Source organism: Nocardia sp. NPDC058499, assembly GCF_042719915.1.
Taxonomy (GTDB): Bacteria; Actinomycetota; Actinomycetes; order Mycobacteriales; family Mycobacteriaceae; genus Nocardia.
In genome coordinates, this window is record NZ_JBHXMZ010000001.1 from 313,108 (window position 1) to 328,098 (window position 14,991).

General features: G+C 68.7%; 14 protein-coding genes. 7 read left to right on the plus strand and 7 right to left on the minus strand.

The window, feature by feature from the left end:
* Positions 1-17: 17 nt before the first annotated feature.
* Both lnt and ACFWPH_RS01380 read right to left on the minus strand, forming a co-directional pair.
* Positions 18-1,595: an apolipoprotein N-acyltransferase gene (lnt, locus tag ACFWPH_RS01375; RefSeq protein ID WP_378748205.1), complete on the minus strand. Its 1,578-nt coding sequence runs from the start codon at positions 1,593-1,595 to the stop codon at positions 18-20.
* A gap of 1,024 nt (positions 1,596-2,619) precedes the next feature.
* On the minus strand, positions 2,620-4,218 hold the full coding sequence (locus ACFWPH_RS01380; protein ID WP_378747453.1) for an amidohydrolase: 1,599 nt from the start codon (positions 4,216-4,218) through the stop codon (positions 2,620-2,622).
* Positions 4,219-4,303: 85 nt separating this feature from the next.
* On the opposite strand from ACFWPH_RS01380, the gene ACFWPH_RS01385 reads away from it, so the two are divergent.
* On the plus strand, positions 4,304-4,702 hold the full coding sequence (locus tag ACFWPH_RS01385) for a PPOX class F420-dependent oxidoreductase (protein ID WP_378747454.1): 399 nt from the start codon (positions 4,304-4,306) through the stop codon (positions 4,700-4,702).
* A 235-nt stretch (positions 4,703-4,937) separates the two neighbouring features.
* On the opposite strand, the gene ACFWPH_RS01390 is transcribed toward ACFWPH_RS01385, so the two are convergent.
* Positions 4,938-5,687, minus strand: a complete 750-nt coding sequence (locus ACFWPH_RS01390) for a glyoxalase (RefSeq protein ID WP_378747455.1) — start codon at positions 5,685-5,687, stop codon at positions 4,938-4,940.
* Positions 5,688-5,787: 100 nt separating this feature from the next.
* Between ACFWPH_RS01390 and ACFWPH_RS01395 the strand changes: the two genes are divergently transcribed.
* Positions 5,788-6,360: a PadR family transcriptional regulator gene (locus tag ACFWPH_RS01395; protein ID WP_378747456.1), complete on the plus strand. Its 573-nt coding sequence runs from the start codon at positions 5,788-5,790 to the stop codon at positions 6,358-6,360.
* 216 nt (positions 6,361-6,576) lie between these two features.
* Here the strand turns inward: ACFWPH_RS01395 and ACFWPH_RS01400 are convergent, their stop codons facing one another.
* From ACFWPH_RS01400 to ACFWPH_RS01410, 3 genes are all read right to left on the minus strand, one after another.
* On the minus strand, positions 6,577-7,098 hold the full coding sequence (locus ACFWPH_RS01400; protein WP_378748206.1) for an FxsA family protein: 522 nt from the start codon (positions 7,096-7,098) through the stop codon (positions 6,577-6,579).
* 140 nt (positions 7,099-7,238) lie between these two features.
* A complete protein-coding gene (locus ACFWPH_RS01405) occupies positions 7,239-7,898 on the minus strand; it encodes a response regulator (protein ID WP_378747457.1) in 660 nt (219 codons plus the stop codon).
* Positions 7,899-7,925: 27 nt separating this feature from the next.
* A complete protein-coding gene (locus ACFWPH_RS01410; RefSeq protein ID WP_378747459.1) occupies positions 7,926-9,095 on the minus strand; it encodes a sensor histidine kinase in 1,170 nt (389 codons plus the stop codon).
* Positions 9,096-9,236: 141 nt separating this feature from the next.
* Between ACFWPH_RS01410 and ACFWPH_RS01415 the strand changes: the two genes are divergently transcribed.
* Positions 9,237-10,007 carry a TSUP family transporter gene (locus ACFWPH_RS01415; RefSeq protein ID WP_378747460.1) on the plus strand — a complete coding sequence of 257 codons (771 nt, stop codon included), beginning with the start codon at positions 9,237-9,239 and terminating at the stop codon, positions 10,005-10,007.
* Between the two features lie 19 nt (positions 10,008-10,026).
* Here ACFWPH_RS01415 and ACFWPH_RS01420 read toward each other — a convergent pair whose 3' ends face one another.
* A complete protein-coding gene (locus tag ACFWPH_RS01420) occupies positions 10,027-10,893 on the minus strand; it encodes an SDR family NAD(P)-dependent oxidoreductase (protein WP_378747461.1) in 867 nt (288 codons plus the stop codon).
* Positions 10,894-11,001: 108 nt separating this feature from the next.
* Here ACFWPH_RS01420 and ACFWPH_RS01425 point away from each other — a divergent pair, with 108 nt between their 5' ends.
* The 4 genes from ACFWPH_RS01425 to ACFWPH_RS01440 all read left to right on the plus strand — a co-directional run bounded on the left by ACFWPH_RS01425 (position 11,002) and on the right by ACFWPH_RS01440 (position 14,905).
* Entirely contained in the window at positions 11,002-11,598 is a 597-nt protein-coding gene (locus tag ACFWPH_RS01425; RefSeq protein WP_378747462.1) for a TetR/AcrR family transcriptional regulator, read from the plus strand.
* A gap of 211 nt (positions 11,599-11,809) precedes the next feature.
* Entirely contained in the window at positions 11,810-11,902 is a 93-nt protein-coding gene (locus tag ACFWPH_RS01430; RefSeq protein WP_378747463.1) for a sigma factor, read from the plus strand.
* Between the two features lie 55 nt (positions 11,903-11,957).
* Positions 11,958-13,508 carry a TldD/PmbA family protein gene (locus tag ACFWPH_RS01435; RefSeq protein ID WP_378748207.1) on the plus strand — a complete coding sequence of 517 codons (1,551 nt, stop codon included), beginning with the start codon at positions 11,958-11,960 and terminating at the stop codon, positions 13,506-13,508.
* Positions 13,505-14,905: a metallopeptidase TldD-related protein gene (locus tag ACFWPH_RS01440; RefSeq protein ID WP_378747464.1), complete on the plus strand. Its 1,401-nt coding sequence runs from the start codon at positions 13,505-13,507 to the stop codon at positions 14,903-14,905. Before ACFWPH_RS01435 ends, ACFWPH_RS01440 begins: the two co-directional genes overlap by 4 nt.
* The last annotated feature ends 86 nt before the right edge of the window (positions 14,906-14,991 follow it).

Consider the following 14,991-nt stretch of genomic DNA (forward strand, 5'->3'; position numbering starts at 1 on the left):
GCGAACAGGTCCGGCGATCAGGTGCGAACGGCGGTTTCCAGCCCGTTCACACCTCGCCGATCCGCCCGCCGCCGGACCAGCGCGACCACCGCACCCGCCACTGTCACCAGTACGACAGCCAGTTCCGGCCACGGCCCGAGAGCTGTCGCCGGAGTGGTCGAGGTACGCAGCGGAACCTCCGCGACCAGCGCTTCCGGCACGAACAACGCGCTTTCCTGCCGGACGCTTCCGTCGGCGGCGATGATCGCGCTGACGCCCGAGGTCGCGGCGACGACCAGGGACCGCCCGTGCTCCACCGCCCGCACCCTGGACATCGCAAGTTGCTGGTAGGTCATTTCACTGTCACCGAAAGTCGCATTATTCGTCGGCACCGCCAGCAATTGCGCGCCGGACTGCAGCGAATCCCGGAAAGCCCGGTCGAAAGCAACCTCGTAACAGGTTGCTATCCCGATTTCCGTACCTGAAGCCCGAATTGTTCCGTCACCGTGACCCGGCACGAAGTAACCGGCCCGGTCCGCATAGTCGGAAAAGAGCCGGAAGAATCCGCGCATCGGCAGGTATTCGCCGAAAGGCTGTACTATTTTTTTGTCGTGCCGCTCCCCCGGCCCACCTTCTGCGGTCCAGACCATTACCGAATTCGTCGTGGTGCGATCGCCGTTCACCAGTACCGCGCCCACCAGAATCGGCGCCGAGATGCGGCGCGCGGCTTCGGAGATCAGCGCGGCCGCGTCGGGATTGCGCAACGGGTCGATATCCGAGGAGTTTTCGGGCCACACGACCACATCCGGGGCCGGAAACCGACCGGCCGCCACCTCATCGGCGAGCTGTTCGGTCCGCCGGACATGGTTGTCGAGGACCGCCCGGCGCTGGGCGTTGAAATCCAGGCCCAGGCGCGGCACGCTGCCCTGGATCGCCGCCACCGTCAGGGTGCTGTCCCCCGCCATCGGCGCCGGCAACGCGGCGCGCAGGCCGAGACCGGCCACGGGGAGCAGCAGGCAGGCCAGTGCGGCGGCGATCGGGGCCGCCCGGCGCCCGCGCGCCACCGCTTCGGATGTTCCATTCGGCTCATGGTCACCGAGGAGTTCGCGACGGACCGCCCATAGGACTGCCGCAGCGCACGTGCCGCTCAGCGCGACGGCGAAACTCACCAGCGGCGCCCCACCGAGCATCGCCAGCGGCAGAAACCATCCGTCGGCCTGACCGAATGCGAGGCGACCCCACGGGAACCCGCCGAACGGGAAACTCGACCTACCCCATTCCGTCGCGGTCCAGGCCAGCGCGACCCACACCGGCCATCCGGGCAACCGGCCCAGCAGCCGGGTCAGCACCCCGAACAACCCCACATACACCGCGCACGCGGTCGACAGCGCGATCCACGGCACCGGACCCACGTAGATGCCGGTCCACGGCAGCAACGGGAGGAAGAACCCGAGCCCGGCGAGGAAGCCGTACCCGAAACCGGACCGCAACCCGGTCCCGCTCCGCAGCACCAGCGTCAGCACCGCGATCCCCACAGGTGCCAGGAACCACCACGGCCGCGGCGGGAAGCTGCCGAACAGCAGCAGACCCGACACCACCGCGGCGAGCGAGCGCATCACCGCCGGATAGCGGCCGAGCCGGTCGGAGTACCGGCCCAGCCGCTCGGACCACCGGTTCGCTGTCCTGACACCCTGTTCCACACCTACATCCTGTCGTTCCCTCGATCCGGTGTCGTTCCCGCCCCACCACCTGGCGATCCACTGGGACGGCACCGGCGCGTGTCGGCGCCGCCGAGTGCTCCGCCCGAGATCATCGCGGCCCTCGTTGCGCCGGATGGACCGCGCGGTAGTTGGGCAGAGGCCGCCCTGGTTCCCGGGTCCCGTACTCGGCCGTGACCTCCTCGATCACCGCCATCAGCGCCGCGGGGCACATCCCGGCCGCCGTGGACGCCGAAATGGCTGCCCTCGTCGGGTTCGCGCTCGCTGCGCTGCGCCGCCCCGCGACTCGCGGCGTGCCCCGGCCTGGTTGTGGCTGCCGGTGTGCGCCGGCTATCGGCAGCGTGCGGTGATGGGGACCATGCGGCGCACCGGTCGGTATGTCCACCGAGCGCCGCACCGACCAGCGCGACCGGCAGTGTGCGGAGGATCCGTTGTTCCCGGATGACGCTGCCGGTGCGGGGCTGCTTTCGTCGAACGAGCGTGCCGGGCGCGCACCGGACTGCGGCCGAGATACGCAGTTCGACCGGCGGCGCGTGCAACCGGCGCCAACTCGTCGGTCGGCCTGGGTGAGCAGGCAAATGTGTAAGGTCTCTACCTCGCAACCGCGCTGCTCGGGCCGTCGAACACAGCGCAGCGACTTGCCGCCTCGCACCGTTCGCGCCGCACCCGGATGGCCGTACCGCTGATTGCCACGGCGCCACCGCCTTCCCCGGCCCCGGAGACTCGTCACCGAGACGACCGATCGGCCGGCGGAAGGCCGATCGGCTCAGCGCTGAGGTGGGTGCGTCCCGATCGGCGGACGACGCCGCGATCACTCGCACACTCGGCGCCGGCCCCGGAAACCGGCCGATCTCGCGGTTCCGGCGATCGGCTTCGGCGCTATGACGACGACGTCAGCGGAACACAGCCCTGTGCATCGCGGTCACCCCGGGTAAATCGTCGTGCCCTCGTGCACGGTCCGCAAGCAGCGGGGCAGGTCGGCGTCGGGGGTGAGCGGCGGCAGTCCGGGGACCCGGGAGCGTGGATCGGTGGACCAGCGCTGCACGGAATCCGCGGGTGCGGAGACCACGAGCTCATCGGCCTCCCAGACCGCGTACGAGGCGGGCGCACCGGGCACCAGCGTGCCGGCCACACCGTCACGAACTCCCCCGGCGCGCCACGCACCTCGTGTGGCCGCGGCGAAGGCGGCGCGGGGCGAGAGGCCGTGCCCGTGGGTGCGGTGATGCACGGCAGCCCGGATGGCGGCCCACGGGTCCAATGCCGTGACCGGCGCATCGGAGCCGATGGCCAGCGACACCCCGGCCGCGGCCATGGCGGCGAACGGGTTCAGCGCCGCCGCCCGGGTGACCCCCAGGCGTTCAGCATACATACTGTCGGTCCCACCCCATTCGCGATCGAACACGGGTTGCACGCTGGCGATGACGCCCCAGCGGGAAAGGGCTTCGATCTGCGCACTGTCGAGCAGTTCGGCGTGTTCGATGCGATGCCCGCGGGCCGCGACAGCGGGACCACCGAGGTCCGCGACGACCTGCCCGATCCCGGCGACGACCGCGTCCATGGCGGCATCGCCGATCGCATGGAACCCGGCCTGCACACCGGCTTCGGTGCAGGCGCGCACATGGTCGGCGATCTGCGCGGCATCGAGGTAGGAGACGCCGGTCCCGGGTGCGTCCGAGTAGGGGTCGCGTAACCACGCGGTATGCGAGCCCAGCGAACCGTCGACGAACAGGTCCCCGGCCAGACCGTGGGCGCCGAGATCGTGCAGCAGGTCCCGCGCCTCGCCGGCGGTGCGCACCGCCTGCCCCCAATACGCCCGCACCTGCACGCCGTGCTCGAAGGCGAGCAGTTCGCGCAGATCGGTTTCTCCTTCTATATCGGGGCCGGCGCATTCGTGCACCGCGACCACACCGCGTGCGGCCGCGATATCCAGTGCCGTCCGCCGCGCCGCATCCCGCTGCTCGCGGGTGAGCAGGGCCCGGGCTGCCGCCCGCACCAGATGGTGGGCGTCCGCGCGGACCGGTTCACCGGCCCGGTACCCGGCCACGTCCCGCAGCCCCGGGACCCTATCGAGCAGCGCCGAGGAAGCCACCGCCGAATGACCGTCGATCCGCGCCAGATACACCGGGCGACCGCGCGGCACGGCGGCATCTATATCGGCGACGGTCGGCGGGCGGCCTTCCGGCCAGCGCGTTTCATCCCAGCCGTCGGCCAGGATCACCCCGTCGGGCCGGGCCGCGGCGAACTTCGCCACCAGTTCCAGACATTGCGCCAGCGAGTTCGCTTCGGACAGATCGAGCCCCGACCGCTGCAGTCCGTACGCGGTGGTGTGCAGGTGTGGCTCGACGAATGCCGGGGTCACCAGCGCGCCGTCGAGGTCGATCACCTCGGCATCGGGGTGCAGGGCCCGCCCCACATGATCGGCGCCCAGCCACACCACTACCCCGTCGGTGACCGCGAGCGCCGTGGCATCGGGTGCGCTCGCACTGTAGATCCGACCTCCGACCAGCAGCTGCGTACTCACGGTGGACCAGTCTGCCGCACCCGCCCACGCACGCTGCGACCGGTTACGCCCCGCGTTCGGCTGTTCCGCCGATTACCCTGCGTACATGACCAATACGCTCGGTGCGGTCGGCACCGCCGACTATGTTCTGCTCACCACATTTCGCAAGGACGGCACTCCGGTACCGACTCCGCTGTGGGCAGTCGCCGAGGAAGGCAAGCTCTACGTCTGGACCGTCACCGATTCGTGGAAGGTCAAACGACTGCGCCGCAACGCCGAGGTCACGCTGCAGCCCTGTGATTACAAGGGAAAACCGCACGGCGAGGTGCGCCACGGCACCGGCCGCATCCTCGACGCGTCCGGCAGCGAGCATGTGCGCAAGTTGATCCGCCGCAAATACCGGTTCTCGGGTCCACTGGTCGTGCTGGGCAGCACCCTGCGCCGCGGGAAAACAGGCACGGTCGGCATCGAGCTGACCCTACGGACCGATTCGTCCGCCGAGTAGCCGACCAAGGCTCGACCAGGCACCGGTCCGGCCCCCGATCATGCCGCCTTTCGTCGCCGAAGCGGCGGGTCCGGGCACCCGATCGGCCTGGCCTTACCGTCGGACCATTTCGGCAGAACCCGCCGACCGACTTCGTCGGCTGCGACCGCCGCAGCCGGCTGTAGTGGACGAATTCGGCCCGGCGCCTCGACGTCTCGACGACCTCGAAGTGGCAGAAGTGAGGCACCCGCCTGTTCTACTCCGAAGGGCGCGTGTGTTCACCGTCCACCGGGCCCAGCCAGGCGGCGAGATCGTCGGCAGCGTCGAGCTCGGTGGCGAGTTCCGCTCGCTCGGACTCGGTCAGCGACAATGCCGCCAGGTCGGCGCGGCGTGCCTCGGCCTTTGCCGGGTTTTCCAGCGCCACAGCCAGTTCGGCGAGCGCCGCATAGGCCTGGGCCCGCTCGATCCTGCTCGCCTCGGCCCCGTGGCGGCGCAATCCGGCCTCGAGGGCTCGTTCCGCGGAATCGTCGTCCACCTTGTAATCCCGCAGGATTCGGGCGTTGTCGAGGACCTTCGCCAAACCGGACAGCTCGACCGAACCGCCGTATTCGACATCCTCGGGCGTTTCCACCTGGATATAGGTGATCCAGTTGTCGTCCGGGTCGATCGCGCTGAATCGGGTCTGCCCCGGCCGGAGCCGGGTGATGCGCGCGGCTCCTTTCGCAGGGATCTTCCCGTACCGCTTCCGTAGCGCAGCAGTGAAATCGCGGTGCCGGCCCGCCACATCGTCGACCATGATCAGGCATCCGGCTGTTTCCTGCGCCTGCCGTTCGTGACCGGTAACCGGTGCCGCGTAGTAGTGGATCTCGCAGTCGTGAGCGCGCAATGCTCCATAGCCGTAGGGCTTGTGCTGTTCGTGGGTGACCGTGTACCCGAGCGCGCGCCAGAACTCCAGGGTGCGAGCCAGATCGTGGGTGGACAGTACGGGGACCGCGGTATCGCCCATGAGAACCTCCAATAATCAAATTTGACTACCTGAATCTAGTGGCGACCTGCCTGGTCGTCAAATTTGACTACCGTACTGTTCCGGTGACGGAAGGAGTCCGATGTCGGCGGTACGGCTACTGGTCCTCGGAGTGACACGGCGGCAACAGCCGACCCACGGTTACGCGGTCCGCCGGGAACTGCTGTCCTGGCGCGCGGACACCTGGACCAACGTGCAGCCCGGCTCCATCTATCACGCCGTCAAACAGCTCACCCAAGAAGGCAAACTCCGCACCCTCGGCACCGAAGGCGGCAGCCGCGGCCCGGGTCGGACCCTGTTCGAGCTGACCCCCGAGGGCGAAACCGAATTCTACGAACGCCTCGACACCGCGCTCACCAGTGTGGATATGGAGGAACTCGGGGCCGGCATCGCGTTCATGGACGCACTCCCCCGTGCCCAGGTGGTCGCCAAGCTCGAAGAACAACGCACCCGCAGCGAAGCCGTCCGCAGAGACCTACTCGCCATGATCGCCGACTACCCCGGCCGCCACGAACCCCCGCACTTCCCCGACCTCTTGGAACTGTGGAGCGGAGTCTTCGACAACCTCACGGGTTGGACCTCGGGCGTCCTCGACCGGCTGGAACGCGGCGAGTATGTGCTGTCCGACGAGAAACACTCACCCACCGGCCCCTGAGCGCGCACAGACCGGTCCGGCGTGCGATCCCGCACCGCAGCGCAGGAGGATGGATGGAGCACCTGCGCCTACCAGGCAATTCCTGAGCCGGCAGCGGCGGCCATCGAATCGACGATGGCGAGAAGTGGAGTCCGGGACTATCACCGGAGCACCCCTGCTACCGGCCGCGGCCGCACGAAATCCAGGTAACGCGCTGCCAGGCCGGCACGGAACCGGTCAGCCGCGAGGGCCGGGGTCGAAACCGTCGGCGGAGACCACGCGCTTCTCCAGCGCGATCCCCGAGCGCGGGGGCTCGTCGGTGTACCACTCGTCCACGACGACGCCGTCGACGATATCGGCGTCCACAACCGTCACCGACTGCCGCGGCATGGTCGCGGCGAGCTTGGCGACCCGGCGGGCGGCCAGGGCGGCGAGTAACGGACGGAACAGCGCGCGGGTGGGCGGGAGCAGCATGAGCAAACCCACCACCGAGCTGACCAGGCCGGGGACGAACATGAGAACACTACCCAGTGCCACCAGCGCACCGTCGGCGACCGCGGCACCGGGGGTGATCTCCGCACGGGACGCGCGACGGAACTGTTCACCCACTCGCCGCCACTGGGAACCGAGCAGCAGCATGCCCGCGGCGGAACTGGCGATGAGCAGCAGGATCGCCGGGACCGCGCCGAGCCAGGAGACGGCGGCGGCGAAAACAGCGATCTCGACGACGAGATAGACGATGAAGCCGAGGGCAGGCAGGCGCGAGTCAGGCCCGGAGGCGGTAGCGGAGCGTGACCACGCAGGGCCCTCGCGCCTGCCGGATGGATACTGCATGGGCGAACCTTTCGGTCGGACTACTCGTACAACGCACGAGATGTCCGTTTTGCTCCCGGGGCCGATCAACCGCCGGGCCGGACCAGCCCGGTTTCGTAGGCCAGCACGACCGCCTGGACGCGGTCGCGTAGATCGAGTTTGGTCAGCACCCGGCCGACATGGGTTTTGACCGTCGCTTCGGACAGGAACAACCGGCCCGCGATCTCGGCGTTCGACCGGCCCGCGGCGATTTCTTCCAGCACTTCCCGTTCCCGCGCGGTGAGGACATCCAGCACGGAAGGATCGCGGGACGGGGCGGGTTGTTCGGCGATCAGGCGGTCGAGCAGGCGTTTGGTGACCTTCGGTGAAACCACCGCGTCCCCGGCCGCGACGCTGCGGATGGCGGAGATCAGGTCCTCGGGCGGGGTGTCCTTGAGCAGGAACCCGCTCGCCCCGGCGCGCAGCGCGCCCAAAGCGTGTTCGTCGAGGTCGAAGGTCGTCATCACCAGCACTCGGGTGCCGTGCCCGGCCTCCAGGATCCGGCCGGTGGCGGTGACACCGTCGACCACCGGCATCCGGACATCCATCAGCACGATATCGGGTTTCAGTTCGGCGGCCTGGCTGATGGCGGTGGCGCCGTTCTCGGCCTCGCCGACCACTTCCAGATCGGGGTGGGCGCCGAGCACCATCTTCAGGCCGACACGCATCAGTTCCTGGTCGTCGACGACGAGCACGGTAATCGGCACGGACACCAATGTAGTGGCGACAGCCCGTTATTCCGTATCCGGTGCGGCCAGCGGGATCCGGGCATACACCCGCCAGGCGCCCTCCGGCGTCCGGCCGGCTTCCAGGCTGCCGCCGAGCACCGCCATCCGTTCCCGCATACCGGCCAATCCCAGGCCGCTGCCCTGGATCCGGGCTTCCGGGTGCACCGGCACCCCACCGGAATCGGTGACCTCGATTTCGATATCGCCGGTGTGCCGGTGCACCCGGACCCACGCCTTCGGATGGGCACCGGCGTGCCGCAGGGTGTTGGTCAGCGCTTCCTGCACGATGCGGTGCACACCCAGTCCGACCTCGGGCGCGAGATCGTCCAGTTCACCGGACAGTTCCAGCTCGACGGCCAGGCCGGCGTCACGCATGAGCTGCGCCACTTTGGCCAGGCCCGCCGTCCCGTGCTGCGGCACCTGATCGGGTGCGTGTTCGGTGCGCAGCAACGCGACGGTGCGGCGCAGCTCACGCAGCGCCTCGCGCCCGGTGCCGGCAATGGTGACCAGGGCCTGTTCGGTCGTGTCCGGGGCGGTGCGCAGCGCATAGCGGGCGCCGTCGGCCTGGACGATCATCACGCTCACCGCGTGCGCGACCACATCGTGCAGCTCGCGGGCGATCCGGGTGCGCTCGGCCGAGACCGCATCGTGTGCGCGACGCTCCCGCTCGGATTCGGCGACGGCGTGCCGGGCCGCCACCTCGGCGTCGTAGGCGCGGCGGGCGCCCGCGAACTCGGCCAGCACCCAGCAGAAGGCGAAATAGATTCCGACGAACGCCAGATCGCTGAGTTTGAACCCGGTCACCACCGCCATCCCGTAGGCGGTATCGGCGACCAGTGCCAGCGCGTACCAGAAACCTTCGCGGCGCCCCACATACGCCACCAGCGTGTACAGCATGATCCCGTGCCCGAGCAGCGCGGCGTGCACGGTGGGGTCACCGACGATGAACCCGATGGTGCTGGTGCAGAACGACAGCACCATGAAGGTCACCGCCATCGCCCGCGGATAGACCCGCCGCAAGGCGATCGGCAAGGGGAGCAGCACCGAGAACACCAGGAACGCGACCGGATTCGCACTCTCGCGGGCGATCACCAGGTCGAAGATCAGCAGGAGCAGCGCGAGTGCGGAATCGGCGACGACAGGTTTGTCTCGAAGCCACAAACTGAATCGGCGCACGAGCCCAGCCTAGAGCCGGGACGCGGAAGGGCCGGGCCTGGTCCGAGCGCATTGCCGCTGACCCGGCTGTATATCCTCGCTTGTCGTGCGTTCACCGTCTCCGCTGGTCATTATCCTTTTTGCCACCGATAGTCCTTTCGCATGACGGACGTGACCGACTGGGTGGTGCTGCTGTCCGCGGCGACGGCAGCCGGCTGGGTCGATGCGGTGGTGGGTGGTGGGGGTCTGATCGTGCTGCCGACGTTGCTGCTGGTGGCGCCCGGGATCGCGCCGCAGACCGCGCTGGGGACCAATAAACTCGCCGCGGTGGCGGGTACTGCGACCGCGGCGGTCACCTTCGCCCGTAAGGTTCCGCTGCAATGGCGACTGCTGGTTCCGGCCGCGGCGCTGGCGGCGGTCACCGCGGCGGCGGGCGCGGCGGCGGTCTCCCTGATCGATCGCGATCTGTTCATCCCGATCGTGCTGGTGGTGCTGGTGGGCGTGGCGATTTTCGTCACGGCCCGGCCGTCGATCGGAATCACCTTGGCGACCCATCCGCCGTCTCGCCGCAAAGCGATACTGGTGATCGCGCTGGCCGCCGGGCTGATCGGCGCCTACGACGGCCTACTCGGCCCGGGCACGGGAACCTTTCTCATCATCACGTTCGCAACCCTGCTGGGTACCGAGTTCGTGCGGGCCGCCGCGATGGCCAAGGTGATCAACTGCGGGTCGAATATCGGTGCCCTGCTCTTCTTCGGGTTCACCGGCCACGTGCTGTGGGCGCTGGGTGCGGCCATGGCCGTGGCCAATATCGCGGGGGCGGTGGTGGGCTCGCGGATGGCGCTGGCGCGGGGTGCGGAATTCGTGCGGGTGGTGTTGCTGGTGGTCGTGGTGGCGATGGTGATCCGGCTGGGCTGGCAGCAGTTCGGCTGAGCCCCACATTCCCGGCCGGTCACACGGCGGCGGGGTCCGGCCGGCCCGCAACCTCCTGATGACCGTGGGACCCCGCTGCATCGGCGACCACCCCGGTCACCCGCTTCGCGATCCGGGCTACCAGGGTGCGCGGCCGCCGCGGCATCAGATGCGCGGCCGCGAAGTTCTGGCGGCCGGGAACGATATAGCCCTTGTTACGCGCCAGCGCCCGCAACGAGGCCTGCACGACCTCGCTCGCCGTGCCCATCGACCCGGTTACCGCGGCATCGCGGGTGCCGACCACGTCGAAGAATCCGGTTTCGGTGGGGCCGGGGCATACCGCGAGCACCTTGATACCGCGATCGCGGTATTCGCTCCACAACGCCAGACTGAAATTGAGCACGAACGCTTTGCCCGCGGCATAGGTCGCGAAGTACGGGGCGGGTTGTAAGGCCGCGGTGGACGCGATGTTGACCACTTCACCGTGTCCGCGCGCCACCATTCCCGGGATCAGCCGGTGAGTAAGCCCTTCCAGTGCCACGACATTGACCATCAGCTGACTATGGTCTGTTTCGGCGGCGATATCTTCGTACCGGCCCGCACTGCCGAAGCCGGCGTTGTTGACGAGCACGTCGATCGAGATACCTCGCGCGGCAAGTTCGGTTACGACCTGTTGGGCGGCCCCGGGTTCGGCCAGGTCCTGGACCACGACTTCCACCGCGACACCGTGGCGGCCGCGCAGTTCGGCGGCCAGCGATTCCAGGCGGTCCGCCGAGCGCGCGACCAGGACGAGATCGTCGCCCCGGGCAGCGAGCGCGGTGGCGAACTCGGCACCGATCCCCGAGGAGGCGCCGGTGACGAGCGCGGTTCCGGTCGATCGGTTGATATCGAACTCATTCGTTTTCATGAACTGGAAGGTAGCAGTTTTTCCGAGAACAGCAACTTTAATGTTGCAGTTAGGCGCCGAGCTGCTCCATCCATGTAAGCTATCGAGCAGTACGCCCGAGAGGAGCTCATGCATCCGCCCACCGCCGCGCGACCACTGCGCGCCGACGCCGAACGCACCGTGCGCACCATCCTCGACGCCGCCGAACGCGTGCTCGGCCGGAACCCGAACGCGACGTTGGAGCAGATCGCCGAGGCAGCCGGGGTCGCGCGAACCACCGTGCACCGCCGATTCGCCAGCCGCGACGACCTCATCCGGACCATGGCCATCGAAGCGTGGCGGCGGATGGACGCAGCCGTCGACGCTGCCCGCCCGCACACCGCCCCGCCGCTGGTGGCGCTGCACCAGGCCACCGCCAATGTCATCGCGATCAAACACGGTGCCGCCTATGCCCTGGACCGGGTGGGTCCTGCGGACGGCGAGGTCGCCGATATCCGGGCCGCGGTGTTCGGCAAATGCGATACCGCCCTGCGTCGTGCGCAAGCCGAGGGAATCGTCCCGGCCGATGCGGACCTGGACTGGGTTCGCCGTGTCTATCTGGCGCTCATCACCGAAACGGTCCACGGCGACAGCGAACCCGATACACCGGCCGACCCGGACACCCTCGCTCGCCGGGTGATCGACACCTTGCTCCACGGGGTAGCCGGCACGCCGAGGGACCGCTGACCCGTCGGCGGATTCCGATCCTCACTCCGAGCGTCGCATTGCCGGAGTAGCCATCTCCTGCCCGACCGGCCACTCGAGATCCCCGGCTGCGCTGCCGGTGACAGCGCAATCACCGGCTCCGGCGCGCTGCAGCCAGCCGGCCCCCGCAGTGGCCGCGGACGGACACCGGCGCCGATGATCCCGGTGCCGTTTTCGCTTCGGTTCGAATCCTTTGGCGTTCACGCAGCGTCTGTGCGCGTCGCCGGCCGATGCCGAGGACGCCGCGCAGGAGGCCTTGATCGCGTTGTATCGCACGATGATGTGACGATCGAGCAGTCGCCGGGAATGTTCCGCGGTTGGGTAAGTTGGTCGGGGTGAACATGGCGACGTCCACCGAACCCGGCGGGCACACTTCCGGGCACGATATCGATCCCGAATTCGCGGATCTACCGCTACGGAGTCTGGCCGATGCGGCGCTGTCCGCGGCCCGCGCGGCCGGTGCCGAGCACGCGGACCTGCGGGTGCACCGGCTGTGTACACAGTCGCTCCGGTTGCGGGACGGCCGGGTGGAGGCGTTGACCGATACCGTGGAACTGGGTTTCGCGGTACGGGTCATCGTCGACGGCACCTGGGGTTTCGCCTCGCATGCGGTCTTGACTCCGGAGACCGCCGCGGAGGTCGCGCGGTCCGCGGTGACCGTCGCGACGAGCCTGCGGGCGTTGAATCGGGAGCGGGTCGCCTTGGCGGACGAACCCCGCTACGACAATGCGCGCTGGGTGTCGGCCTACGAAATCGACCCCTTCGCGATCCCGTCCGCTGACAAAGTAGCCCTGCTGCAGGATTATTCGGGCCGTTTGTCCGCCGCCGACGGGGTCGATCACGTCACCGCGACCCTGTTGCAGGTGAAGGAACAGACCTACTACGCCGACACCGCGGGGTCGGCGATCATCCAGCAGCGGGTGCGCCTGCAACCCCAGCTGGAGGCGATCACGGTCGATACCGCGTCCGGTGCGTTCGAGACCATGCGGACGCTGGCGCCACCGGTCGGGCGCGGCTGGGAATACGTCACCGGCGCGGACGGTGTGTGGGATTGGAATACGGAGCTGAGCCGGATCCCGGAGTGGCTGGCCGAGAAGGTGAAGGCCCCGACCGTGACGCCCGGCCCGACCGACCTGGTGATCGACCCCACCAATCTCTGGCTCACGATTCACGAATCCATCGGGCACGCCACCGAATACGATCGCGCCATCGGCTATGAATCCGCTTATGCCGGCACCTCGTTCGCGACGCCCGATCTCCTCGGCACACTGCAGTACGGAACACCGGTCATGCATGTCACCGCCGACCGGGTGCAGCGCCACGGTCTGGCATCCGTCGGCTACGACGACGACGGGGTAGCCGGCCAGCGTTGGGATCTGGTGCGCGACGGCGTCCTGGTGGGGTATCAGCTCGATCGCGTGTTCGCCCCCCGCCTCGGCCTGGCGCGGTCCAACGGCTGTTCCTACGCCGATTCCCCGCATCATGTGCCGATCCAGCGGATGGCGAATGTGTCCCTGCAACCGGACCCGCAGCGCGACACCAGCACGCAGGAACTGATCTCGCGGGTCACCGACGGAATCTACATTGTGGGTGATAAGAGCTGGTCGATCGATATGCAGCGCTACAACTTCCAGTTCACCGGCCAGCGGTTCTTCCGGATCCGCAACGGCGAGCTGGACGGCCAGCTCCGCGATGTGGCCTACCAGGCCACCACCACGGATTTCTGGGGTTCGATGGAGGCGGTCGGCGGCCCGTCGACGTGGCAGCTGGGTGGCGCGTTCAACTGCGGTAAAGCGCAACCGGGGCAGGTGGCGGCCGTCAGTCACGGCTGCCCGTCGGTTCTGGTGCGGGGTGTGAATGTGCTCAATACGCGGACGGAGGCGGGGCAATGACGGCATTGACGGGTGCGGGGGTGTTACCCGCGAACGCGGTGGTCGAACGGGCGCTCGGGTTGTCCCGGGCCGACGAGGCGATGGTGATCGTCACCGACGAAGCCGAGGCGTCGCTGCGCTGGGCCGGTAATTCCATGACCACCAACGGCACTTCGGTGGCGCGGCGCTGGTCGGTGATCTCGGTACTGCGCGACGGCCCGCGGTCGGCGCGGGTGGGCAGTGTGGCCTCCACCAGCGTGGATCCCGCCGATATCGAGGCCGTGGTGCGGGCCAGCGAAGACGCCGCCGCGGCCGCCGAACCCGCCCGCGACGCCATGCCGCTGCTCGACGCGCAGGGTTCGGCCCCGGAGTGGGAGCAGCCGGGCGCCGGCACCGGTATCGAGGTGTTCTCCGGTCTGGCCGCCGATCTGGCCACCGGATTCGACGGCGCCGACCGGCTCTACGGTTTCGCGCATCATCAGGTGCACACCACCTGGCTCGGCACCTCCACCGGTATCCGCCGCCGCTACACCCAGCCCACGGGGTCGGTGGAGATCAACGGGAAGCGCGGCGACGGCGCGGATCTGGCCAGTGCCTGGGTGGGCGCCGGGACCACGGATTTCCGTGATGTGGACACTCCCGGCCTGCTCAGCGAACTGTCCCGGCGGCTCGACTGGTCGGCGCGGCGGGTGCAGCTGCCGGCGGGCCGATACGAAACCCTGCTGCCACCGTCGGCGGTCGCCGATCTGCTGATCTATATGTACTGGTCGATGGAGGGCCGCGGCGCGCACGAAGGCCATACGGCGTTCGCCGCCCCTGGGGGTACACGAATCGGGGAGAAACTCACCGATATCCCGTTGACCCTCACCTCCGACCCCGCCGCGCCCGGCCTCGAATGCCTGCCGTTCGTCGCCACGCAGGCGTCCTCGGAAACGGTGTCGGTCTTCGACAACGGGATGGCCGCGCAGCGCGCCGACTGGCTCCGCGACGGCGCAATCGCCGATCTGGTGTATCCGCGCGCCACCGCCGCCGACTACGCCACCTCCCCCACGGTCCCGGTGCAGAATCTGCTGCTCACCGGCGGTTCTTCGGCGAGCCTCGACGAGATGATCGCCCGCACCGAACGCGGTCTGCTGCTCACCACGCTCTGGTATATCCGCGAAGTCGACCCCACCACCCTGCTACTCACTGGACTCACCCGCGACGGGGTGTATCTGGTGGAGGACGGGCAGGTGACCGCGGCGGTGAACAATTTCCGCTTCAACGAAAGCCCGCTGGATCTACTGCGCCGGGCCACCGAAGCCGGGGCGACCGAGCAGACACTGCCCCGCGAATGGAAGGACTGGTTCACCCGGACGGCCATGCCACCACTGCGTATCCCGGATTTCCACATGTCCTCGGTGAGCCAGGCGACCTGAGTTCCTCGGATCGAGTCGCTCGACCTCGATCACGGCCGCTCCGTAGGTAATGACCGGCCGAGGGCAGCGGAGCGCTGACAGCGCCG